General features: G+C 72.5%; 20 protein-coding genes, 1 tRNA gene and 1 pseudogene. 8 read left to right on the top strand and 14 right to left on the bottom strand.

What is annotated here, in order from left to right:
* The first annotated feature begins 245 nt into the window (after nt 1–245).
* On the top strand, nt 246–1,013 hold the full coding sequence (locus IRQ30_RS09995; RefSeq protein ID WP_193612745.1) for a PIG-L deacetylase family protein: 768 nt from the start codon (nt 246–248) through the stop codon (nt 1,011–1,013).
* Between the two features lie 55 nt (nt 1,014–1,068).
* Here IRQ30_RS09995 and IRQ30_RS09990 read toward each other — a convergent pair.
* From IRQ30_RS09990 to IRQ30_RS09935, 13 genes and pseudogenes are all read right to left on the bottom strand, one after another.
* Nucleotides 1,069–1,141 (bottom strand) — tRNA-Asn (locus tag IRQ30_RS09990).
* A gap of 79 nt (nt 1,142–1,220) precedes the next feature.
* Nucleotides 1,221–1,706, bottom strand: coding sequence for a hypothetical protein (locus tag IRQ30_RS09985; RefSeq protein ID WP_193609199.1), 486 nt, complete (start codon nt 1,704–1,706; stop codon nt 1,221–1,223).
* Nucleotides 1,703–3,931, bottom strand: a complete 2,229-nt coding sequence (dnaG, locus tag IRQ30_RS09980) for a DNA primase (protein WP_227467374.1) — start codon at nt 3,929–3,931, stop codon at nt 1,703–1,705. The genes IRQ30_RS09985 and dnaG overlap by 4 nt, the downstream gene beginning before the upstream one ends.
* Nucleotides 3,932–4,333: 402 nt before the next feature.
* Nucleotides 4,334–4,534 (bottom strand): annotated as a pseudogene (locus IRQ30_RS24360) (CHC2 zinc finger domain-containing protein); the annotation flags it as partial.
* Between the two features lie 20 nt (nt 4,535–4,554).
* Entirely contained in the window at nt 4,555–5,469 is a 915-nt protein-coding gene (locus IRQ30_RS09975) for a 2-hydroxyacid dehydrogenase (RefSeq protein WP_193612743.1), read from the bottom strand.
* A complete protein-coding gene (locus IRQ30_RS09970; protein ID WP_193612742.1) occupies nt 5,466–6,701 on the bottom strand; it encodes a deoxyguanosinetriphosphate triphosphohydrolase in 1,236 nt (411 codons plus the stop codon). Before IRQ30_RS09970 ends, IRQ30_RS09975 begins: the two co-directional genes overlap by 4 nt.
* Before the next feature lie 51 nt (nt 6,702–6,752).
* Nucleotides 6,753–7,982, bottom strand: coding sequence for a glucose-1-phosphate adenylyltransferase family protein (locus IRQ30_RS09965; protein WP_193612741.1), 1,230 nt, complete (start codon nt 7,980–7,982; stop codon nt 6,753–6,755).
* Nucleotides 7,983–8,033: 51 nt separating this feature from the next.
* Nucleotides 8,034–8,792 (bottom strand): CAP domain-containing protein, encoded by a 759-nt coding sequence (locus tag IRQ30_RS24185; RefSeq protein ID WP_193612740.1) that lies wholly within the window; start codon nt 8,790–8,792, stop codon nt 8,034–8,036.
* Between the two features lie 4 nt (nt 8,793–8,796).
* Nucleotides 8,797–9,624, bottom strand: a complete 828-nt coding sequence (locus tag IRQ30_RS09955) for an SH3 domain-containing protein (RefSeq protein ID WP_193612739.1) — start codon at nt 9,622–9,624, stop codon at nt 8,797–8,799.
* Nucleotides 9,625–9,798: 174 nt separating this feature from the next.
* Nucleotides 9,799–10,938, bottom strand: coding sequence for a tRNA dihydrouridine synthase DusB (gene dusB, locus IRQ30_RS09950; protein ID WP_193609192.1), 1,140 nt, complete (start codon nt 10,936–10,938; stop codon nt 9,799–9,801).
* Nucleotides 10,939–11,014: 76 nt separating this feature from the next.
* Nucleotides 11,015–11,677, bottom strand: a complete 663-nt coding sequence (locus IRQ30_RS09945; protein ID WP_193609191.1) for a hypothetical protein — start codon at nt 11,675–11,677, stop codon at nt 11,015–11,017.
* Between the two features lie 26 nt (nt 11,678–11,703).
* Complete coding sequence (locus IRQ30_RS09940; protein WP_193612738.1) at nt 11,704–13,113, bottom strand: glycine--tRNA ligase; 1,410 nt, start codon at nt 13,111–13,113, stop codon at nt 11,704–11,706.
* 48 nt (nt 13,114–13,161) lie between these two features.
* Nucleotides 13,162–13,482: an antibiotic biosynthesis monooxygenase family protein gene (locus IRQ30_RS09935; RefSeq protein ID WP_193612737.1), complete on the bottom strand. Its 321-nt coding sequence runs from the start codon at nt 13,480–13,482 to the stop codon at nt 13,162–13,164.
* A gap of 845 nt (nt 13,483–14,327) precedes the next feature.
* Between IRQ30_RS09935 and IRQ30_RS09930 the strand changes: the two genes are divergently transcribed.
* From IRQ30_RS09930 to IRQ30_RS09915, 4 genes are read left to right on the top strand one after another with little or no spacing between them, the layout of a single operon-like run.
* A complete protein-coding gene (locus IRQ30_RS09930; RefSeq protein WP_193612736.1) occupies nt 14,328–15,311 on the top strand; it encodes a metal ABC transporter substrate-binding protein in 984 nt (327 codons plus the stop codon).
* Complete coding sequence (locus IRQ30_RS09925) at nt 15,302–16,102, top strand: metal ABC transporter ATP-binding protein (protein WP_338089646.1); 801 nt, start codon at nt 15,302–15,304, stop codon at nt 16,100–16,102. The genes IRQ30_RS09930 and IRQ30_RS09925 overlap by 10 nt, the downstream gene beginning before the upstream one ends.
* On the top strand, nt 16,102–17,109 hold the full coding sequence (locus IRQ30_RS09920; protein WP_227464370.1) for a metal ABC transporter permease: 1,008 nt from the start codon (nt 16,102–16,104) through the stop codon (nt 17,107–17,109). The genes IRQ30_RS09925 and IRQ30_RS09920 overlap by 1 nt, the downstream gene beginning before the upstream one ends.
* Nucleotides 17,096–17,500, top strand: coding sequence for a Fur family transcriptional regulator (locus tag IRQ30_RS09915; protein WP_193612735.1), 405 nt, complete (start codon nt 17,096–17,098; stop codon nt 17,498–17,500). Before IRQ30_RS09920 ends, IRQ30_RS09915 begins: the two co-directional genes overlap by 14 nt.
* Nucleotides 17,501–17,522: 22 nt before the next feature.
* Here the strand turns inward: IRQ30_RS09915 and aztA are convergent, their stop codons facing one another.
* Nucleotides 17,523–18,206, bottom strand: coding sequence for a zinc ABC transporter ATP-binding protein AztA (aztA, locus tag IRQ30_RS09910; protein WP_193612734.1), 684 nt, complete (start codon nt 18,204–18,206; stop codon nt 17,523–17,525).
* Nucleotides 18,207–18,265: 59 nt separating this feature from the next.
* On the opposite strand from aztA, the gene aztB reads away from it, so the two are divergent.
* Genes aztB through aztC form a run of 3 tightly spaced genes read left to right on the top strand, consistent with a single transcriptional unit; the run spans nt 18,266 to nt 21,318 of the window.
* Nucleotides 18,266–19,120, top strand: a complete 855-nt coding sequence (gene aztB, locus IRQ30_RS09905) for a zinc ABC transporter permease AztB (protein WP_193612733.1) — start codon at nt 18,266–18,268, stop codon at nt 19,118–19,120.
* Nucleotides 19,121–19,150: 30 nt separating this feature from the next.
* Nucleotides 19,151–20,392 (top strand): ABC transporter, encoded by a 1,242-nt coding sequence (locus IRQ30_RS09900; protein ID WP_193612732.1) that lies wholly within the window; start codon nt 19,151–19,153, stop codon nt 20,390–20,392.
* Nucleotides 20,393–20,397: 5 nt separating this feature from the next.
* On the top strand, nt 20,398–21,318 hold the full coding sequence (gene aztC / locus IRQ30_RS09895) for a zinc ABC transporter substrate-binding protein AztC (RefSeq protein WP_193612731.1): 921 nt from the start codon (nt 20,398–20,400) through the stop codon (nt 21,316–21,318).
* Nucleotides 21,319–21,340 lie beyond the last annotated feature (22 nt).

Raw genomic sequence — 21,340 nt, 5'->3', positions numbered from 1 at the left:
GGAGCGACGGGCGCCCGTCGGCCGGCTCGACGCCGGGCGTCGCGCACGCCGCCACAGCGGCGGTCGGGTCGCGCGGGTGGCGCGCCGGACACCGCGGCGTGCGCCGGTGGCGGCCTGGTCAGACATGTCGACCCCGTCGAGGAAGTGGGTGAGGCGGCGTCGGCCCGGGCCGCGCGGGGCAAAAATACCACCGGAGGGCGAAGATCCGGTGCCCCTGCGCGCCGTGCCGCTGGCATGCTCGCGTCATGAGCACTCCCCCGCCGCCCCTGGAGCCCCTCGACGAGTCCTGGGATCGGGCCTTGTGCGTCGTGGCCCACCCCGACGACCTGGAGTTCGGCAGCGCGGCCGCGGTCGCCCGCTGGACCGGCCAGGGCAAGACCGTCGCCTACTGCATGGTGACCAGTGGGGAGGCGGGGATCGACGGCATGGCACCCGAGGAGTCACGGCGGGTGCGCGAGGCCGAGCAGGTCGCCTCCGCCGCAGTGGTGGGGGTGCCGGAGGTGACCTTCCTGGGCCTGCCCGACGGCGTCCTCGAGTACGGCGTGCCCTTGCGGGCGGCCATCGCGCGCGAGGTCCGGCGCTTCCGCCCCGACATCGTCGTCACCGGCAACTTCCGCGAGACCTGGGGCGGGCGCAGCCTCAACCAGGCCGACCACGTGGCCGTGGGGCGCGCGGTCGTCGACGCGGTCCGCGACGCGGGCAACCGCTGGATCTTCGCCGACCAGCTCGTCGACGGCCTCGAGCCCTGGGGCGGCGTGCGGGAGGTCTGGGCGGCCGGCTCCCCCGAGAGCACGCACGGGGTGGACACCACCGCGACCTTCGACGCCGGCGTCGCCTCGCTCGAGGCGCACCGCGCCTACATCGACGGCCTCGGCTGGGAGCACTTCGACCCGCAGGAGTTCCTGGAGGGCTTCGCCCGGGAGTCCGGGCAGCGCCTGGGCGTCACCTTCGCCGCGGCCTTCGAGGTGTTCCCGATGGGGTTCGGGGACTACCCCCGGGGGGGGGGCCCCTGAAACGCCGAGCGGGCCCGGCCGCGAGCGGTGCTCGCGGCCGGGCCGTCTCTCTGCGCTCCCCCGGTTGGACTCGAACCAACGACATCCTGATTAACAGTCAAGCGCTCTGCCAGCTGAGCTACAGGGGATCGCGCTGACCATCTCTGGACAGCGCCGCAACTTTAGCAAGGGCGGCGACGCCGTCGAAATCGGGATCGGAAAGGCGCCTCAGCCGAGGTCGACCTCGCCCGACGCCGCGGCCAGCGCGGCCTGCGAGGCGGCGCGGATCTCGGGGTCGTCGGGGTCGATGCCCTCGTCGTACTCGAAGAGCCAGGCGATCTCGCCACGCGAGTGCGGGGCCCGCCGGGCGATCACGCGCACCCCCTGTCGACCACGCAGCGCGACGTGGCGCTGCAGCACGATGCTCGCGGTGACGCGCTCGCGGAGCAGCTCCAGCAGGCGGCCCACCTCGTCGAGGGTGACCCGGTGCTCGGGCCGCTCCTGGCCCCAGCTGCCGACCTCGCGGACGGTGAGCACCGAGGTGTCGGCGTCCCAGTCGGCGGCCTCCACCTGCTCCCACGGGATCCGGCGGTCGCGCAGGTAGAGCGCGTCGCGGGTGCCGCCGATCGCCAGGCCGTCGACGTCGGTGGCCCACGCCAGCAGCTGCTCGCCGCGCTGGACGTCGAGGTCGGGGCGGGTGCGTCGCAGCCTCATTCGCCGTTCGCCATCCGGTCGCGCAGGTGGCGGCGGTGCTGCTCCAGCGCCGCGAGCTCCCCGAACATCTTGTTGTAGTCGGCCGGGTGCTCCACCGGGTTGGTGCGCTGCAGCCGCGACTTCACCGCCGCGATGCGCCGCTGGGCGGTGAGCTCGAGCAGCTTGAAGACGTAGGAGCCGACGTAGGCGGCGTCCGGCTCGCGCATCAGCGGCTCGACGCCGAGCGCGCTGATCGCCGACGACACGGCCGGGTCCTCTGCGGAGTCGCGCAGCTTGGTCGACCAGCCGGGGTCCGAGGAGCCGGCCGCCAGGCCGCCGGCCGCCTCGACCAGCTCCCACACGCCACGGTAGGTCGGGTGCGTGAAGTCGTTGGGGCCGATGTCGGCGGTCGTGCGGCCGATCGCCATCGGGTGCTGGATCACGAGCTTGAGGGTCTCGCGCTCGATCGAGAAGCGCGGGTCGCGCAGGTCGGGCACGGCCGGCCGGGCCGGCGCGGTGGGGGCGGACTCGGGCTGGCGCGGTCCCACCTGCGCGGGCCGCTCGTCGCGGCGCGCGGGCCGGTTGGCGGCCCGACGTACCTCGGTGCGGGCCTCGTCGACGTCGATGCCGATCATGCCGGCGATCTCGCGGGCGAAGGCGTCGACCTTGGACTTGTCGCGGATCGCCGAGACCAGCTTGGCGCTCTCGCGCAGGGCGTCGACGCGGCCGTCGGCGCGGTCGAGGTCGTACTTGCTGACGACGTTGCTCAGCACGAAGCGGTACAGCGGCACCCGGCGCGCGACCAGCTCGCGCACGGCGGCGTCGCCCTTCTTGATGCGCACGTCGCACGGGTCGAGGCCGTCGGGCTCGACGGCGACGTAGGTCTGCGAGACGAAGTTCTGGTCGCCGGCGAACGTCTTCAGCGCGGCGTTCTGACCGGCCTGGTCGCCGTCGAAGGTGAAGATGACCTCGCCGCGGAACTCCTCGTGGTCGTGCAGGAAGCGGCGCAGGACGCGGGTGTGCTCCTCACCGAACGCCGTGCCGCAGGACGCGACCGCCGTGCCGACCCCGGCCAGGTGGCAGGCCATCACGTCGGTGTAGCCCTCGACGACCACCGCCTGCGAGGACCGGGCGATCTCGCGGCGCGCGAGGTCGATGCCGTAGAGCACCTGGCTCTTCTTGTAGAGCGGCGTCTCGGGGGTGTTGAGGTACTTGGCGTCGATCTTGTCCTCGTCGAGGATCCGCCGGGCGCCGAAGCCGATCGTGTCGCCGGTGGCGTCGCGGATCGGCCACAGCAGCCGGCCGCGGAAGCGGTCGTAGGCGGAGCGGCCGATGGCCACCAGCCCCACCAGGGTCATCTCCTCCTGGGTGAAGCCGCGCCCGCGCAGGTGCTTGAGCAGCGCGTCGCCGTCGTTGGGCGCGAACCCCATGCCGAAGTGCTCGGCCACCTGCTGGTCGAAGCCGCGGTCCAGCAGGAACTGCCGGCCCGGTGCTGCCCCGGGCAGCGCGAGCTGCTCGGCGTAGAACTCCTGGGCGACCTTGTTGGCCTCGACCAGCCGCGCGCGCGGCGGGCCCTTGGGCCGCTGGTCGCGCTCGTCGCCGTCCTCGCGGCGCAGCTGCACGCCGACCTTCTCCGCCAGCCGCTCGACGGCCTCGCCGAAGGAGAGCCCGTCGATCTTCATCAGGAAGGTGATGACGTCGCCGCCCTCCTGGCAGCCGAAGCAGTTGCCCGTGAGGATGTTGTCCTCGAGCGTGAAGGCGTGACCGTCCTCGACCTCGGCGCAGAAGACCTCCTCGACCCGGTCCGTCTCCTCCACCGACTGCACGACCCAGCCCAACCGAGCGAAATTCTTCTGGTTCGACTCGAAACGGTCGCGATGTGAGTCGAGTAGGAAGAAGTCGCTGGTCAGGTCGTCGTTGACGAAGTGGATGCGGTGGATCTCCGAGGGCTCGCGCCCCTCGAAACCAGCGCGCAACTGCGTGGTGATGCCGTACGTCGCGATGCCGAGGCGAGTACACAGGAGACGCACGAACTCCAGGTCGCTCTTGTCGGCCGAGTTCAGGATCACCGTCCCATCAGCAGCGACGCAGCCGTCGGCCGCGAAGTAGCCGGCGAGCCAGCCATAGAGATAGGAGACGGACTCGTCCCGCTCGGGCCGTTCCTTGAAGAAGCGCGGGAGGTGGTGCACGAGCAGGTTTCCGTCGTCCCGGACGCTCGTGTGGCTGTGCGGGAACCACTTGAGCATGGCCTCGTCCTTGGGCGGGCAGATCAGCGCCATGCTTCCGGTCCCGGACGGCGTGCCGTCGCCGTAGGTGAATCCGTGAGCGATGCCGAACGGCGAAGGAGTCGTCCTCTGGATGCGTGAGCGAGGGAACTTGGGGACGAGGCGGTCTCCCGCCTTCAAGTTCTTCGTCAGCACCTCGCGGGAGCCACGCTGATCCTTGCCTGAGCGCACGAACCACCGGTGCTCGTCGGTGGCGAACAGCTCCTTGACCTGCCGGTTGCGCGTGAGGGTGATCTTGAGGAGCGGCTGGACGCCGTACGACTTGAAGGGCGCCTCGATCCAGTCGCCGCGCGAGCCCAAGATCCGATGCGTGCCGCCGGCCAGCTCAGAGATCGGACGGGCGCCGTCCCAGGTCAGGACGCGGGTGTCACCGGCAAGGCAGTGGAAGAATCCGCGCGACGGGGTGACGTGGAAGGACGGGGACTTCTCGTCGTGGAAGGGACACAGGCCCTTCATCGAGCCGCCGCCGGCGTTGCGGAGCGTGACGTACGACGACACGATCTCGTCGATGCGAGCCTTCTCGCGCACCTCTGCGATGTCGTCCTCGCGGATCCGGCCTGCCACCCCCCGATCCTACGGGTGGATCAGTAGTCGCCGGACATGACGTTCCACAGGTCCTCGCCGGCGGCGAAGCGGTGGAGCTGGTCGCGGACCAGGCGGTGGGCGCGCGGCCACATGGCGCTGCTCGCGCCGCCGACGTGCGGGGACACCAGCAGACCGGGGGCGTCCCACAGCGGGCTGTCGGCGGGCAGGGGCTCGGTCTCCGCCACGTCGACGGCCGCCGTGACCCGGCCGGTGTGCAGGGCGGCCACCAGGTCGTCGGTGCGGACGACGGCGCCGCGGGCCATGTTGACCAGCAGCGCGCCGTCCTTCATCCGGCCCAGGAAGTCGGCGTCGACGAGCCCGCGGGTCTCGTCGGTCAGCGGGACGATCAGGATCACCACGTCCGCCTCCGGGAGCAGCTCCGGCAGGTCGGCCAGGGCGTGCACGCCCTCGCGCGCCGTGCGGGCGACGCGGCTGACGGTCACCTCGAACGGCGCCAGGCGCGCCTCGATCGCCTGGCCGATGGCGCCGTGGCCCACGAGCAGGACGTGACGGTCGGCGAGCGCCGGGCGCCACTGCGGCGTCCAGGCGTGCCGGTCCTGGCCGCGCACGAAGTCCGGGATGCCGCGCAGCGACGCGAGCACCAGCGCGAGGGTCAGCTCGGCGGTGGACGTGTCGTGGATGCCCCGGCCGTTGCAGAGGGTCACGCCCTCGGGCACCAGCGAGCGGACGTTGTCGACGCCCGCCGAGAGGGTCTGCACGACCTGCAGGGACGTCATCCGGGGCAGGACCTCCCCCACCGCCGGGCCCATCTGGTACGGCGGCACGTAGAACGCCACGTCGGTCACCGAGTCGGGCACGGACTCGGTCGGGTCGACGACCTCGTAGCGCAGGCCGGCGGGCGGGTCGCCCAGGCGCTCGGGGTCGAACGGCAGCCACACGAGGGGGTCGGTCATGATCGGCTCCTGAGTCGGGAGTGCCAGGCGACGGCGCTGGCGTCGGTGAGTGAGGCGACCTGGTCGACGACCACCCGCATCCGGGCGTCGTCGTCGGCCGCCTCGGCCCAGTCGTCGGCGAACGGACGGTCGAGGACGTCGGGGGCGCGGTGGGCCAGGATCGCCACGAGCTCCATCATCAGCTCGCGCTCGAGCGCCATCGCCTCCAGCCGGTCGGGGGCGGTCATCACGTAGTGGGCGGCGACGCCCTTGAGCACGGCCATCTCGAGCAGCGTCTCGTCGGGGACGACCAGCGAGCCCTCGTAGCGCGCGAACGGCCCACCGCCCGACGCCAGCGTCGCGTGCTGCACGGCGCCGCAGAAGCGCCCGATCAGGTCGCTGGTGAGGTTCTTGAGGGCGGCCAGGCTGCGCCGCGTGCCGTCGTACGGCGTGGTCGGCCAGCTGCCCTGGGTGCGCAGCCCGGCCAGCACCCGGTCGAGCTCGGCGTCGCTCGCGGTGGGGAGGTACCACTCGCGGACGGTGTCCCAGACCGCCGGCAGGTCCATCTCCGTGAGGTCGATCCGGCCGGCGACCGTGCCGTCCTCGACGTCGTGGACGGAGTAGGCCACGTCGTCGGCGAGGTCCATGACCTGCGCCTCGAGGCAGCGGCCCGCACCGGCGCCCTCGCGCAGCCAGGCGAACACCGGAAGGTCGTCGGCGTAGACGCCGAACTTGGCGGGATCGGGTCCACCGCCGCGGGTCCAGGGGTACTTCGTGCAGGCGTCGAGGGTGGCGCGGGTGAGGTTGAGACCGACCGAGCGCCCCTCGGCGTCGAAGGTCTTCGACTCCAGCCGGGTCAGGATGCGCAGCGTCTGTGCGTTGCCCTCGAAGCCGCCGCACTCGGCGCTGAGGTCGTCGAGCACCCGCTCGCCGTTGTGGCCGAACGGCGGGTGGCCCAGGTCGTGGGCGAGCGCCGCGGTCTCCGCCAGGTCCGGCGCGCTCCCGAGCGCCCGCGACAGGTCGCGGGCGACCTGCGCCACCTCGAGGCTGTGGGTCAGCCGGTTGCGGGTGAAGTCGTCGGTCTGGGGCCCGACCACCTGGGTCTTGGCCGCCAGCCGCCGCGACGCCGCGGCGTGCACCACCCGCGCGCGGTCGCGCTCGAACGCCGTGCGCACGGGCGCGTCCACCCGCTTGGGCGGCTCGTCGACGACGCGCTGGCGGGCGCTGTCGTCGTACAGGTCGAGGGGATCCATCGGCGCGAGACTAGTCCGCTCCCCCGACCGTCCGGACCGACGGGGCACAGGTCAGGCGGTGCTGCCCGGCTCGAGGCGGCTGCCGGCCGCGAGCGAGACCCCGTCGCCGACCGTGGACCCGCGGCCCACGAGCGTCACCACGTCGGAGTCGTCGGTGCCGGCCACGCCGGCCTCCCCCACGCGGGCGTCCGGGCGGATCTCGCAGTGCGTGTCGACGATCGACCAGTGCACCTGGGCGCCGCCCCGGACGACGGAGTCGCGGAACACCACGCTGTCGTGCACCTCGGCCCCCGCCTCGACGACCACGCCGGGCCCCAGCACGCTGCGGCGTACGACGCCGGCGACCGTGGCCCCCGGGCTGACCAGGCTGTCGACGACGTCGGCGCCGTCGAGCAGCCGCGCCGGTCCGCGCTGCGGCTGACGGGTCAGGATCGGCCAGTCCGCGTGTCCCAGGACGTCCTGGTCGTCGGTCAGGAACTCGTGGTGGGCGCGCAGGTAGAGGTGCGGCTGGCCGAGGTCGCGCCAGTAGCCGTCGAGGGCGTGGGCGTGGGTGCGGCCACGCTCGACCAGGCGCGGCAGCAGGTGGTCGCCGAAGTCCTCGAGCCCCGAGTCACCCGCGTCGCTGTCGGCGCCGAGCTCGCGGTGCAGCTCCTCGAGGACCTGGACGAGCACCACCGGGTCGTAGGCGAACACCTCGGTGGCGATGGTGCCGGTCGTCGGCTCCTCGGGCTTGTAGTCGAAGCCGGTGACCAGCCCGTCGCCGTCGGTCTCCACCGTGGCGTGGTTGGAGGCCTCCTCGACCGGCACCTCGGTCGTGACCACCGTGCACTCGGCGCCGGCGCGGCGGTGGGTCTCGACGACGTCGGCGTAGTCGAGCCGGTAGACGTGGTCGGCGCTCATCACCAGGACCACGTCCGGCGCGAACGTCGCGATCTGGTCGCGGATGCGGAAGAGCTCGTCGGCGTTGCCCTTGGCGAAGCCCTCCTCGTCCAGGCTTCCGGTGCCCTCCTCGGGCATCAGCAGGCGCAGCCCGCCCCGCGAGCGGTCGAGGTCCCAGGGGCGGCCGTTGGCCACCTGCTCCTCCAGCGTGCCCCCCTGGAACTGCACCGACAGCCAGACCTCGTTGACGCCGCTGTGGGTCAGGTTCGACAACGGCAGGTCGACCAGCTGGAAGACACCGAGGAACGGGAGCGCGGGCTTGGCGCGCTCCCGGGTGAGGACGTCCATCCGGCCGCCGGCGCCGCCGGCCTGGATGATGGCGAGGACGCGGTCACGAGGCATGCCGCAGTCTGGCACGGGCGGCCAACCGGGAGGTGCGTCGCCTCCGGAGGCTCAGTAGGCCGCGAAGTTCTGCGTGTAGTACGGCCGCCCTCGACGGTCCCAGGCCACGCCGATGCCGAGGTGGGTGTAGGCGCCGACCAGGTTGGCGCGGTGGCCGGGGCTGTCGATCCAGGCGTCGACGACCCGGTCCCGGGAGTACCCCATGGCGATGTTCTCCGCGGCCCGGCTCCAGCCGTCGGGGTACTGCGCGGCGTAGTCCGGGTTGTGCTCGAACCGACCGGTGTCGGCCATCCGGACCGACCACCGCTGGGCCACGCCGTTCAGCGCGGCCATCGGCTTCAGCGCTGCGAGGCCCTGCGAGTCGCGGTAGGCGTTGGTCTCGCGCAGGATGACCGCGCGGGCCTCGCGGAGGCGGGCGTCACCCGTGCGCCGTACGCCGCGGACGGTGACGACGCGCGACGTGCCGCCCCGCAGCCGCTGCGTGCGCGGCACCTTGACGCGGAACCGGTTGGCGCCGCGGCGCGCCTTCGTCCTGACGGCGTACGTCCGGTCGGCGCGGACCCGGGCCCGCTTGACCAGCACCCAGGAGTCGCCCCGCTTGCGTTGCAGCAGCACCACGGCACGCGCCGACCTCCCGCTCACGCGGCCGGCGACCCGCACCGGATTGCCGACGGCCACGCGGGCGGCCGCGGCGCGAGCGGTGACCTTGGTGGCGGCGGGCGCAACGGCGGCCTCGCTCGGAGAGCTCACGATCGCGGGCGCCACGCCCACTCCCAGGAGCAGGACGAGGGTCGCGAGGCGGCCGAGCACGACGTCAGTAGGTCGTGACGTGCACGTGGTCGTAGTGGTTGGCGGTCGTCGAGCCGCGGTCGGACATGCCGCGCCAGCCCTCTCCGCCGCGCTGCACGGACCAGATCCGCTGGGAGTAGATGAGGTAGCTGACGCCGAGCTCGGAGTAGTACTTCTTCACGAACTCCGCGACCTCGTAGCCCCGGTCGCCGGAGACCATGATGTCGACCGCGATGCCCTGGGCGTGCTCGCCGTCGCCGCGGAACGTGCCGTAGACGCTGATCTCGGGGAACGCCGCGCAGACGGCCGCGTGGACCTTCTTGATGTTCTCGCTGACGCCCGCCGGGACGGTCGTGCCGTTGGTGCAGGCGCCGCCGAGGGAGAACGGCTTCTCGTTCGTGAGGTAGCCGGTGCTGACCCAGCGCGCCTTGCCGTCGACCACGATCTCGTCGCGCCCGTCCATGGTGCGGCCGGTCACGAGGACCTTCTCGCCGGCCTCGATCTCGCCGACCTGCTCGGCCTTGGCGCCGGGGGCGGACCACAGGTCGAGGGTGCTCGCGATCCAGAGCCGCTCCTTGGCGGTGCGGATCGCCTTGAGCGTCGACTCGGTCGACATCGTGACCTTGCTCTTCGCCATCATGCTGGTCAGCTCGCCGCGTCCGGCCCCACGACCGGCTCCGCGGCTGACGTCCTCGCTGCGCTCCGCGGCGCCCGCGCCGATGGAGGAGGCTGCGGCGGTCATGTCCGTGGCGCCACTGCTGCTGGCGGGCTCACCGGCGGCGATCCCGAGGGTCACCGCGGAAGCGGTCGCCAGGACGGCGAGCGGGCCGGCGATGACGACGGCACGGGGCATGCGGCGGGCATTGGTCTCCCGCTTGTGGCGATGATCTGCCACAGCGCTGATCCTTTGCTGTTGCTGACAGGGACGGTGCCCCACCACACGAGGTGGTCGGGCACGAACGACGACTAAAGCACAGTGCGCGGATCGTGTCCCAATCCCCCACCAGAAACCTGTGCGTGTTCCGAGTCACCCACCGGTGGTCTCGGACGCGTCCTCGCGCAGCTCGACGTCGGTGCCGTCGGTGTCGTCCAGCCAGCCCTCGGGAAGGGCCACCCGGCTCTTCGGCGAGCCCTGGCGCCCGCGCGGGGTGCCGAGCTCCTGCACCGGGAACGCCTCGTCGCGGTCCAGGTCGGCGAGCAGCCGGTCCAGGTCGGCCAGCGTGTCGACCATGGCCAGCGAGCGCCGCATGTCGCCGCCGGCGGCGAACCCCTTGAGGTACCAGGACACGTGCTTGCGGAACTCCTTGCAGCCGCGCTCCTCGCCCATGTGGTCGCACAGCAGCTGCGCGTGGCGGCGCATCATGTCGGCGACCTCGCCGAGCGTGGGCAGCGTGGCGACCACCTCGCCCGCGAACGCCGCCGCCAGGTCGCGGAAGAGCCACGGCCGCCCCAGGCACCCGCGACCCACGACGACACCGGCGACCCCGGTCTCCTCGACCATGCGCACCGCGTCGGCGGCCTCCCAGATGTCTCCGTTGCCCAGGACGGGGATGTCGACGTGCTCGACCAGCCGCGCGATCGCGCTCCAGTCGGCCTGCCCGGAGTAGGACTGGGCGACCGTGCGCCCGTGCAGCGCGATGGCCGCACAGCCGGACTCCTGCGCGATGCGACCCGCGTCGAGGTAGGTGAGGTGGTCGTCGTCGATGCCCTTGCGGGTCTTCATCGTGACCGGGACGCCGTACGGCGTGGCGGCGGCGACCGCGTGCTCGAGGATCTCGCCGAGCAGCGCCCGCTTCCACGGCAGGGCTCCCCCACCGCCCTTGCGGGTCACCTTCGGCACGGGGCAGCCGAAGTTGAGGTCGATGTGGGCGACGCCGTACTCGCCGCAGAGGATCTCGGCCGCCTTGCCGACGTAGACGGGGTCTGTGCCGTAGAGCTGGACCGAGCGCGTGGTCTCGAGCTCGTCGAAGACGAGCATCTTCAGCGTCGTCTCGTCGCGCTCGACCAGCCCGCGCGAGGTGATCATCTCGCAGACGTAGAGGCCGGCCCCCTGCTCCGCACAGAGGCGGCGGTAGGCGGCGTTGGTGATGCCGGCCATCGGCGCGAGCACCACCGGCGTCTCGACGCGCAGCGACCCGAGCGTCAACGAGGAGGGCAGGGCGGTCACCCGCCCATTCTCGCGCCGGCGCGGCCGCCGCCCAAACCGCCGGATCCGCCGGGTCGGGCGGTGTGGCGGCGTGCAGCTACGGCCGGGGCTTGCGCTTGACGGGGCGCACCTTCGAGACAGGCCCGGTCCAGGTGATCGGGACGTACTCCTGCGTGGGGCGGAACGAGACCGCCGCCAGCGTGGTGCCGGCGGGCGCGAGGTAGACCAGGCAGGCCTCGTGCGTGGCGCCCGGGGCGAACGCCTTCGGGAACGGGCGGCTCGGGCACGGCTTGAAGCGACCCTTGAAGGTCGAGGCCTCGACGAGCATGTCCTTGGAGTCGACGCCGTACAGCGGGACCTGCCGGCCGCCGAGGTCGGTCTCGCCGGCGTTGGTCAGCGTGGCCCGGACGAAGTAGGGCGTCGTGCGCTTCGTGCTCGCGCCGAGCTGCCAGCCGGCGAACGACGCGCGGAACGTCGTCCGCTCGATCCGCGTGACGCTCACCTCCAGCACGCCGACGGTCTCCTGGCGCGGCTCGTAGGACACCACGGCCTCGTCACCGAGCACGAGGTCGGTGCCCTCGGGCGTCAGCTCGGTGCCCTCGGGGACCCCCTCCTGCTCGGGCTCCTGCGCCGCGGGCGACGCCGACGAGCTGGCGCCGTCCGTGGGCTCCGGGGTCTCCGGGTCGCCTCCGTCGTCCGAGCAGCCGGCGAGCAGAGCCCCGCACAGCAGCAGGCTGGCGAGGGTCCCGGCGCTCTTCACGGCGCCATTGTGCACCCGGCGGCCGCTCAGCAACCGAGGAACCGCTCCCCGAAGTAGGAGGAGATGCGGTCCAGGCCGATCCGCTCCTGCTCCATGGTGTCGCGCGAGCGCACGGTGACCGCGTCGTCCTCGAGGGTGTCGAAGTCGACGGTGACGCAGTACGGCGTCCCGATCTCGTCCTGGCGGCGGTAGCGCTTGCCGATCGCGCCGGCGTCGTCGAAGTCGACGTTCCAGTGCCGGCGCAGCTCGGCGGCGAGGTCGCGCGCCTTGGGCGAGAGGTCGGAGTTGCGGCTCAACGGGAGCACCGCGACCTTGACCGGCGCCAGGCGCGGGTCGAGCCGCAGCACCGTGCGGGTATCGACGCCGCCCTTGGTGTTGGGCGCCTCGTCGACGTCGTAGGCGTCGATGAGGAAGGCCATGAGCGAGCGGGTCAGGCCGGCGGCCGGCTCGATCACGTAGGGCATGTAGCGCTCGCCGCTGGCCTGGTCGAAGTACGACAGGTCCTTGCCGGAGAACGTGCTGTGCTGCGTGAGGTCGTAGTCGGTGCGGTTGGCGATGCCCTCGAGCTCCTCGAAGCCGCGCTGGGAGAAGCCGAAGTTGTACTCGATGTCCACGGTGCGCTTGGCGTAGTGGCTGAGCTTCTCCTGCGGGTGCTCGAAGTGGCGCAGGTTGGCCGGGTCGATGCCGAGGTCGGTGTACCAGGCGGTGCGCTGGTCGATCCAGTACTGGTGGATCTCCTCGTCCTCACCGGGCTTGACGAAGTACTCCATCTCCATCTGCTCGAACTCGCGCGTGCGGAAGATGAAGTTGCCGGGGGTGATCTCGTTGCGGAACGACTTGCCCATCTGGGCGATGCCGAACGGCGGCTTCTGCCGGCTCGTGGTCACGACGTTGGCGAAGTTCAGGAAGATGCCCTGCGCGGTCTCGGGCCGCAGATAGTGCAGCCCGGACTCGTCCTCGATCACGCCGAGGTAGGTCTTGAGCATCATGTTGAAGGGGCGCGGCTCGGTCCAGGCGCCGCGGGTGCCGCAGTTGGGGCACGCCAGCTCCTTGAGGTCGACATCGTCAGGATCGACCGGGTCGCCCTTGGTGCTCTTCTTGGCCGCGTAGTCCTCCTGCATGTGGTCCGCGCGGAAGCGCTTGTGGCAGGACTGGCACTCGGTGAGCGGGTCGCTGAACGTGCCGATGTGGCCGGAGGCCTCCCAGGTGCGGGTCGGCAGGATCACGCTGGAGTCGAGCCCGACGACGTCCTGGCGGGCGGTCACCATCGCCTTCCACCACTGGCGCTTGATGTTCTCCTTCAGCTCCACGCCGAGGGGGCCGTAGTCCCAGGCGGACTTGGTGCCGCCGTAGATCTCGCCGCACGGGTAGACGAACCCGCGGCGCTTGCAGAGGGAGACGACCTGGTCGAGGGTGGTTGCTGGCTTCTGTGCCACGTGGGAGCTCCTGCTCGTGGGCCGACTGGCTGCCGGTCCCGGAGCCGCTCAGCCTATCGACCTGCTCGACTCGATATTGAGCACGGTCCCCGGCTCGACCACCTCGTAGGCGCTGGGCTCGTCCACGGCCCGGCTCAGCAGCGGCACCGCCCCCAGCTTCACGTCGTACGACGACAGCGCCCGGCGGTAGGCCCCGACGTGCTCCCACCGCGTCGTGAGCACCCACAGGGTCGGCTCGTCGAGGTTGCGCCCGATCGTCCCGTCGACGTACCCGGGCCGCGCCGCGAGCAGCGCGTGCGCCCCCTCCAGCTCCCCCCGGAACACCTCGCGCTCGTCGTCGGCCACCCGGAACCTGCTCACCACCAACATCCCCGCAGGCTAGCCCCGGTGGTTGAGGTGCGAGCGCAGCGAGCCCCGAAATCACGCCGACTACGGTGGTTGAGGTGCGAGCGCCAGTGAGCCTCGAAACCACCGCACCGGTGGTCGAGCAGCGAGGAGCGCCAGCGACGAGCGTCCGTCGAGACCCCCGCACCTCTGGCTGCCTCCTCGGGGCCGGACTGGGGTGCCGCGCGCTTAGCCGGTCGCGTCTCCGCCTCAAGGAGCTTCGCCCGCTTCGCGGCGGCCTCCGGCCGTCCTTGACCCGGAGCCTCTCTCGACCGGCTTGACGGCGCACGGGGCGACACGGGCTTCGCCCGCGCCGCCCGCGCAAAGCGCGGCACCCCCCCTGGTGGGGCTGGTGTGACTGGTGGTGCGACAACCGACACTCAGCGTCGGCAGTTGGTCACCACACCGGGCCGGCCGAGCGTGGAGACGTCGGCGTCAGGCGCGAACTGCCGACATAGGCGACCGATAGGCAGGGCCCGCGCTTGTGCGGGCGGCGCGGCGAAGCCGCCGCCGCCCGTGCGCCGCCACAGCAGCCCGGGAGAGGCTCGGAGTCAAGGACGGCGAAGCCGCCGCGAAGCGGGCGAAGCTCCTTGACGCCGAGACCCGGGCTGCTAGCGCGCGGGCCAACACCAGCCCCCGCAAACAGTGTGGTTTCGAGGCTCGCTGGCGCTCGCACCTCAACCACCGTGGGATCAGCTCGGCGTTCGGGTGCAGGGGTCTCGACGGGCGCTCGTCGCTGACGCTCCTCGCTGCTCGACCACCGGTGGCGTGGTTTCAACCACTGGTCCGCCGAGTTGACAATGATTCTCATGTGCTTGAGAATCGTTCTCATGAACCTGCCTCGCCGCCTTGCCTTCCGCTCGTCCGCCCTCCTGGCCGCAGGAGCGCTGGCGCTGAGCGGGTGCGGCGCGCTCAGCGACGACTCGGCGAGCGCCGACGACGGGATCCAGGTGGTCGCCGCCTTCTACCCCCTCCAGTACGTCGCGGAGCGGGTCGCCGGCGACCTGGCCGACGTCGAGAACCTCACCCAGCCCGGTGGCGAGCCGCACGACCTCGAGCTGACGCCGCGCGAGACGGGCGCGATCGTCGACGCCGACCTCGTGGTGTTCGAGACCGGCTTCCAGCCGACCGTCGACGACTCCGTCGAGGCCAACGCGACCGGTGAGGTCGTGGACGTGGCCGACGTGGTGGAGCTGCTCAAGACCGAGGAGCACGAGGACGAGCACGCCGAGGAGGAGGCCGGCCACGAGGGCGAGGAGGAGGGCCACGCCGACGAGGAGGGTCACGATCACGGCGACGTGGACCCGCACTTCTGGCAGGACCCGCTGCGCATGGCCGACCTCGGTGACGCCGTGGCCGCGAAGCTCGGCGAGCTCGATGCCGACAACGCCGACCAGTACACCGCCAACGCTGCTGACCTCCGCAGCGACCTGGAGAAGCTCGACGAGTCCTACCGCTCGACCCTGACGAGCTGCGAGCGCAGCACGGTCGTGGTCAGCCACGACGCGTTCAGCTACCTGACGAAGTACGGTCTCGACATGGAGCCGATCAACGGACTCTCCCCCGACGCGGAGCCGACCCCCGCCGACCGCGCCCGCCTCGAGGACCTGATCCGCGAGGACGGCATCACCACGGTGTTCTCCGAGCGCCTGGCCACCAAGCGCCTGGCGAACGCCGTGGCCGAGGACGCCGGGGTGACGACCGCGGTGCTGGACCCGATCGAGGGCCTCAGCGACGAGACGTCCGACGACGACTACCTGTCCCTGATGAACGCCAACCTCGAGGCGCTGGTGAAGGCCAACGGGTGCCAGTGACACCTCTGCACCTCACGGACGGGGCGGTCGCCATCGGCGGCCGCCCGGTCCTGCGTGGCATCGACCTGCGCGTCGAGTCCGGCGAGTTCGTGGCACTCATGGGCGCCAACGGGTCGGGCAAGACCACCCTGGTCCGCGCCCTGACCGGGCTGCGCCCGCTGACCTCCGGCACGCTCGAGCTCTTCGGCACCGACCTCCGCCACTTCCACGACTGGCAACGGGTCGGCTACGTGCCCCAGCGCCTCGGCGCGGCCACCGGCGTCCCGGCCTCCGTCTGGGAGGTCGTCGCCTCGGGCCGGCTCACCCGCCGACGGCTCCTGCGCCCGCTCTCGCGTGCCGACCGTACGGCGATCAAGGACGCCCTCGAGGTGGTCGACCTCGCAGACCGGGCACGTGACGGCGTCTCGCAGCTCTCCGGAGGCCAGCAGCAGCGGGTGCTGATCGCGCGCGCGCTCGCCGGTGAGCCGGAGCTGCTGTTCCTCGACGAGCCGACCGCCGGCGTCGACCTGCCCAACCAGCTCGCGCTCACCGCCGCGCTCGGCGAGCTCGCCTCCCGGGGCGCCACCATCGTGCTGGTCGCCCACGAGCTGGGCCCGCTCGCCGGGCTCGTCGGGCGCGCCGTGGTCATGCGCGACGGCCGGGTCGCCTACGACGGCGCCCCACTGGCCGACCACCAGGTGCACGACCCGCGCTTCGCCGAGCCGCACCTGCACCACCACCACACCGACGGCCACGCGCTGCGCCACGACCACTCCCCCCACGTCTCCAGCCCGCTGGAGGGAGGCCGCTGATGCTCGACATCTTCTCCTACCCCTTCATGCAGCGAGCCCTGCTCGCCGCCTTCTTCACCGGCCTCGCGGCTCCCGCCGTCGGCACCTACATCGTCCAGCGGCGCCTGGCGCTGCTCGGTGACGGGATCGGTCACGTCGCCGTCACCGGCGTCGCGCTCGGGCTGCTGACCGGCATCGCGCCCACGTGGACGGCGGTCACCGTCGCGGTGCTGGGCGCGGTCCTGATCGAGATCATCCGCGAGCGCGGCCACACCAACGGCGACGTCGCCCTCGCCCTGCTCTTCTACGGCGGACTGGCCGGCGGCGTGCTGCTGACCGGGCTGGGCGGACAGAGCGCCGCGCGCCTGCAGGAGTACCTCTTCGGCTCCATCACCACGATCTCCGTGGGTGACGTGTGGATCACGATGGCTTTCGCCGCGGTGGTCATCCTCGTCGGCGTGGGCCTGGCCCCGCAGCTGTTCGCGGTGGCTCAGGACGAGGAGTTCGCACGGGTCGCCGGGCTCAACGTCCGGGCCTACAACCTGCTGGTCGCCGTGCTCGCCGCCGTCAGCGTCACGATCGCGATGCGCACGGTCGGGCTGCTCCTCGTGTCGGCGCTGATGGTCGTGCCGGTGGCGACCTCCCAGCAGCTCACCCGCTCCTTCCGGACGACCCTAGGCGCGGCGATGGTGCTGGGCATGGTCGCCTCCGTGGGCGGCCTGTCGCTGTCGGCCCTCGCTCCGGCCGGGACCCGCGTGGCTCCCGGCTCCACCATCGTCCTGCTCTCGCTCGCCGGCTTCGTGATCACCTGGCCGCTGGGCGCCTGGCTGCGCCGACGCCACCTGCGGAGCACGCCGTTCCCGGCGCTGCCCCCGGACGGGACCACCACCCCGCACGACGCGGCCGAGCACCCCCACGACCACGGCCCCGACTGCGGGCACGCCGCGATCCCCCACGGCGACCACGTCGACTACGTGCACGACGGCCACCGGCACGCCCCTCACGAGCAGCACTATGACGAGCACTGACCCGGCGCCCTCGGGGCTGCGCCCCACGCGTCAGCGGATCGCGGTGGCCGAGGCGATGGCCTCCTTCGACGACTTCCGCTCCGCCCAGGACATCCACGAGCTGCTCTCGCGACGGGGCGAGCCCGTAGGCCTGGCCACCGTCTACCGCACGCTCCAGCGGATGGTGGAGTCCGGCGAGGTCGACCTGCTGCGCACCGAGGACGGCGAGGCGAGCTACCGCCGCTGCTCCGACACGCACCACCACCACCTCGTCTGCCGCACCTGCGGAGCGACGATCGAGGTCGAGGGTCCTGGCGTGGAGCGCTGGACGCGCGCGATCGCCGAGGAGCACGGTTACGCGCAGGTCAGCCACACCCTCGAGATCTTCGGCACCTGCGCGGCCTGCCGCTAGCGCAGGCCGGAGCGGCCACCGCTCAGGCCGGCTCGGTGTCGTCGACGATCCGGCCGTCCTGGAGGCGCACCACGCGCGCTGCTCGGGCGATGACGTCGTCGTCGTGACTCACGCACACGACCGTGACGCCCCGAGCCACCTCGGCCTCGATGGCGGCACCGATATGCGCGGCGCTCTCCCCGTCGAGGCCCGTCGTGGGCTCGTCGATGAGCAGCAGCTCCGCGCCGCGGGCCAGACCCTGCGCCAGCAGCGCACGCTGCTGCTCGCCGCCGGACAGCGTGCCGAACGAGCGGTGCGCGAGGCCGGTGAGCCCCAGCACCTCCATCGCGGTCGCGACGCGGACCCGGCCGGCAGACCCGACCCGACGCCACAGACCGGCCTCACCCCAGGCCCCGATCGTGACCACCTCCCGCACGGTGACGGGCAGCCGGTCGGGCACGGCGGTGCGCTGCGGCACGAACGCCAGCGCCCCAGTCGCCCTCGTCACCTGCCCGGTCGTCACCGGCCGGACCCCGGCCAGCACCTCGATGAGGGTCGACTTGCCGGCGCCGTTGGCTCCCGTCAGCGCGGTGAGGCGCCCTCGCGAGATCCGCAGGTCCACGTGGCGCAGGGCCTGGTGCTCGCCGTAGGAGACCCCGACGCCCACGAGCCGGGCCATGGAGGACAGGTGCTGGGGGGACGAGGAGAGGTGCACGGAGGCCGTCATGGCACGAGAGTAACTTATTGATTTTGAGAATCACTCTCACTTGTCCTACGTTCGTCGCCATGTCCTGGATGACCGAGCCGTTCGCCCTCGAGTTCTTCCGGCGCGCGCTCCTCGGAGGCGCGTTGGTCGCCGTGCTATGTGGCGTCGTGGGCACCTGGGTGGTGGTGCGGGGCATGGCCTTCCTCGGGGAGGCGCTCGCGCACGGCATGCTCCCGGGCGTCGCGCTGGCGACGGTGGCGGGCTTCCCGGTGCTGCTCGGCGCCGCGGCCAGCGCCGCGGCCATGAGCGTGGCGGTCGGCCTCCTCCAGCGGAGCGGACGGCTCGCGTACGACACCAGCATCGGGCTGCTGTTCGTCGCGATGCTCGCGCTCGGCGTCATCGTGGTCTCCCACTCCGGCAGCTTCGCCACCGATGCCTCCGCGATCCTCTTCGGCGACATCTTGGCCATCTCCTCGACCGACGTGGTGGTGCTCGCCATCGCGACGGGCACCGGCCTCGTCCTCACGGCGCTCTCGCACCGCGCACTCGTAGCCCTCGCCCTCGACGCACGCGTGGCCGGCACCCTCGGACTGCGACCGGCCCTCGCCCAGGCGCTGCTGGTGGGACTGGTGACGCTCACCGTGGTGGTGTCCTACCAAGCGGTCGGGTCGCTCCTGGTCGTCGGCCTCCTGATCGCTCCCGCCGTCGCCGCGTCCGCCTGGACCCGCCGCCTGCCCACGACGATGGCGCTGGCCGCGCTGCTCGGCGTGCTGGCGGTCCTCGTCGGCCTGCTCGTGTCGTGGTTCGCCGAGACCGCCGCCGGGTCCTCCATCGCCATGGCCGCAATCTGCCTGGCGGCCCTCTCCCACGTCCTTCACGGCCTCGGCGGCGCCCTGCGCGGCGCCGGCCGAGGCCCGGCTCCCCGCCTCGCCTGACCTGTTCCTCGAGACCCCAGGAGAACGTCGATGCCCTCCCGCGCCCCCGCGCTCGCCCTCATGGGCCTGATCGTCCCGATCGGGCTCGCCTGCTCCGCACCCGGCCAGGACACCGCCGCCCCACGCGACGAGCCCGCCACCGAGGAGGACCACGGGAAGGTAGCCGGGGCGGCGGAGCTGAGCGAGCCCGCCTACGGACTGACGACCGTCGACCCGTCCGGGGTCGTGCGTCACCTCGACCTGGTCGAGGGGGCGGAGACGGGGATCGCGGACCTCGGGCCCGCCACGAAGGTGCAGACCGACGGCCGCTTCCTCTTCGTCGACGTCGCCGGCGGCGTCGACGTGGTCGACAGCGGCGTGTGGACCTGGGACCACGTCGACCACTTCCACTACTACCGAGCCGAGCCACGCGGGGTCGGCCGCCTCACGGGCGCGGGTCCGTCGAACGTCGCGACCACGACCTCCTCCACGAGCGGGGGCACGGGAGTCTTCTTCACCGAGACCGGTGAGGCGGTCCTCCTCGACACCGCGGCGCTGGCGGACGGTGGGCTCACGGAGCGGTACCGCCTCGAGGTGCCACCGCACGAGGGCCTGCTGGTGCCGGTGGGCGAGCACGCCCTCCTGACCGAGCCGGGTCCGGACGGAACCCCGGACCGTGTGGTGGCCCTCGACCCGGAGGGCGAGCGGCTGCCCGGTGCCGCCCACCGCTGCGAGCGCGCGTCCGGGACGATCACCACCCGCGTCGGCACCGTCGTGGGCTGCGCCGACGGCGCCCTGCTCGCCACCAGCGACGGGGACCGGCTGAAGGTGGAGCGCATCCCCTATCCGGCGGGCCGGCCCGCACCGCGCGCCACGTCGTTCGCCGGGCGCGACGGGCGCCCCACGGTGGCCGCGCTCGCGGGCCGCGACCGCATCTGGCTGCTCGACAACCGGCAACGGGCCTGGCGACTCCTCGACGCTCCGGTGGCCCTCCGACAGGTCACCGCGGTCGACGACGACGACGAGCACGTCCTCGGACTGACCGTCGACGGCAGGGTCGCCGTGATCGACGGCGTCACCGGGGACCTGCTCTCCACGACCCCGCCGCTCGCGGCCGCCTCGCTCGGGTCGGGTGTCGGCGAGCCGGTCCTCGTCGTGGACCAGCAGCGCGCCTACCTCAGCGCCCCCGCGGAGCGGCGTCTCCACGAGATCGACTTCAGGGACGGGGCCCGGGTCGCGCGCACCTTCCCGACGCCGACCTCGCCGCTCTTCACGGCCGGGACCGGACGATGAACGGCATGCGGCGGACTCTCGCCGTCCGCGTCGGCGGCCTGCTGTCCGCGCTCCTCGTCGGCGCCACGCTGGTCGGATGCGACGAGGCCTCCGACGGCCGCCCCGTCATCGTGGTCTCCACCAACATCCTCGGCGACGTCGTGGAGGAGGTCGTGGGGTCCGAGGCCCAGGTCGTCACCCTGATGCGGCCCGACGCCGACCCGCACTCGTTCGAGATCTCGGCCCGCGACGCGGCCCGCCTGCGGTCGGCCGACCTGGTCGTCTCCAACGGCCTCGGGCTGGAGGAGGGGCTCCAGCAGCACCTCGACGCCGCGGACGACGACGGGGTGCCCGGCTTCGTGGCGGGCCAGGCGGTCGACGTGATCGACTACGCCGACGGTGACGCCGCCGGGACGCCCGACCCGCACTTCTGGACCGACCCGGCGCGCATGGTGGACGTGGTCGACGGCCTCGTCGAGGCGCTCGCCGGGCTCGACGGCGTCGACGCCGCGACGGTCCGGGAGCAGGCGACGGCCTACACCGAGCAGCTGCGTGCCGTCGACGCGGCCATGACGAGCGAGTTCGCCGCCGTCCCGGCAGCACGCCGGGCCCTGGTCACCAACCACCACGTCTTCGGCTACCTCGCGGACCGCTACGACTTCCGGATCGTCGGCTCGGTCATCCCCGGCGGCACCACGCTGGCCGCCCCGAGCGCCTCCGACCTGGCCGACCTCGTGTCCGCGGTCGAGGAGACCGGGGTCCGCACCGTCTTCGCGGAGTCCTCCTCCCCCGACCGGCTGGTCCGCGCGCTCGCCGAGGAGGCCGGGATCGAGGTCGACGTGGTCGAGCTCTACACCGAGTCCCTGACCGCCGAGGGCGGCGGCGCCGAGGACTACCTGACCATGATGCGCGTCAACGCCGAGCGCATCGCCGGGGGTCTCCGATGACGGTCTCCCCCACCAGCCGACC

The organism is Nocardioides lijunqiniae, assembly GCF_015024225.1.
Classification (GTDB): Bacteria; Actinomycetota; Actinomycetes; order Propionibacteriales; family Nocardioidaceae; genus Nocardioides; species Nocardioides lijunqiniae.
This window is presented reverse-complemented; position numbering and strand designations above follow the sequence as displayed.

Bases quoted from the DNA above. Each gene is read 5' to 3' on its own strand.
- IRQ30_RS09930 (WP_193612736.1), top strand. From the start codon at position 14,328: ATGAACCTGCCTCGCCGCCTTGCCTTCCGCTCGTCCGCCCTCCTGGCC.
- IRQ30_RS09935 (WP_193612737.1), bottom strand. From the start codon at position 13,482: ATGTTGGTGGTGAGCAGGTTCCGGGTGGCCGACGACGAGCGCGAGGTG.
- IRQ30_RS09975 (WP_193612743.1), bottom strand. From the start codon at position 5,469: ATGACCGACCCCCTCGTGTGGCTGCCGTTCGACCCCGAGCGCCTGGGC.
- IRQ30_RS09995 (WP_193612745.1), top strand. From the start codon at position 246: ATGAGCACTCCCCCGCCGCCCCTGGAGCCCCTCGACGAGTCCTGGGAT.
- IRQ30_RS09965 (WP_193612741.1), bottom strand. From the start codon at position 7,982: ATGCCTCGTGACCGCGTCCTCGCCATCATCCAGGCCGGCGGCGCCGGC.
- dnaG (WP_227467374.1), bottom strand. From the start codon at position 3,931: ATGCTCAAGTGGTTCCCGCACAGCCACACGAGCGTCCGGGACGACGGA.
- aztC (WP_193612731.1), top strand. From the start codon at position 20,398: ATGCGGCGGACTCTCGCCGTCCGCGTCGGCGGCCTGCTGTCCGCGCTC.
- IRQ30_RS09915 (WP_193612735.1), top strand. From the start codon at position 17,096: ATGACGAGCACTGACCCGGCGCCCTCGGGGCTGCGCCCCACGCGTCAG.
- aztA (WP_193612734.1), bottom strand. From the start codon at position 18,206: ATGACGGCCTCCGTGCACCTCTCCTCGTCCCCCCAGCACCTGTCCTCC.
- aztB (WP_193612733.1), top strand. From the start codon at position 18,266: ATGTCCTGGATGACCGAGCCGTTCGCCCTCGAGTTCTTCCGGCGCGCG.
- IRQ30_RS09985 (WP_193609199.1), bottom strand. From the start codon at position 1,706: ATGAGGCTGCGACGCACCCGCCCCGACCTCGACGTCCAGCGCGGCGAG.
- IRQ30_RS09955 (WP_193612739.1), bottom strand. From the start codon at position 9,624: ATGCCCCGTGCCGTCGTCATCGCCGGCCCGCTCGCCGTCCTGGCGACC.
- IRQ30_RS09920 (WP_227464370.1), top strand. From the start codon at position 16,102: ATGCTCGACATCTTCTCCTACCCCTTCATGCAGCGAGCCCTGCTCGCC.
- IRQ30_RS09900 (WP_193612732.1), top strand. From the start codon at position 19,151: ATGCCCTCCCGCGCCCCCGCGCTCGCCCTCATGGGCCTGATCGTCCCG.
- IRQ30_RS09970 (WP_193612742.1), bottom strand. From the start codon at position 6,701: ATGGATCCCCTCGACCTGTACGACGACAGCGCCCGCCAGCGCGTCGTC.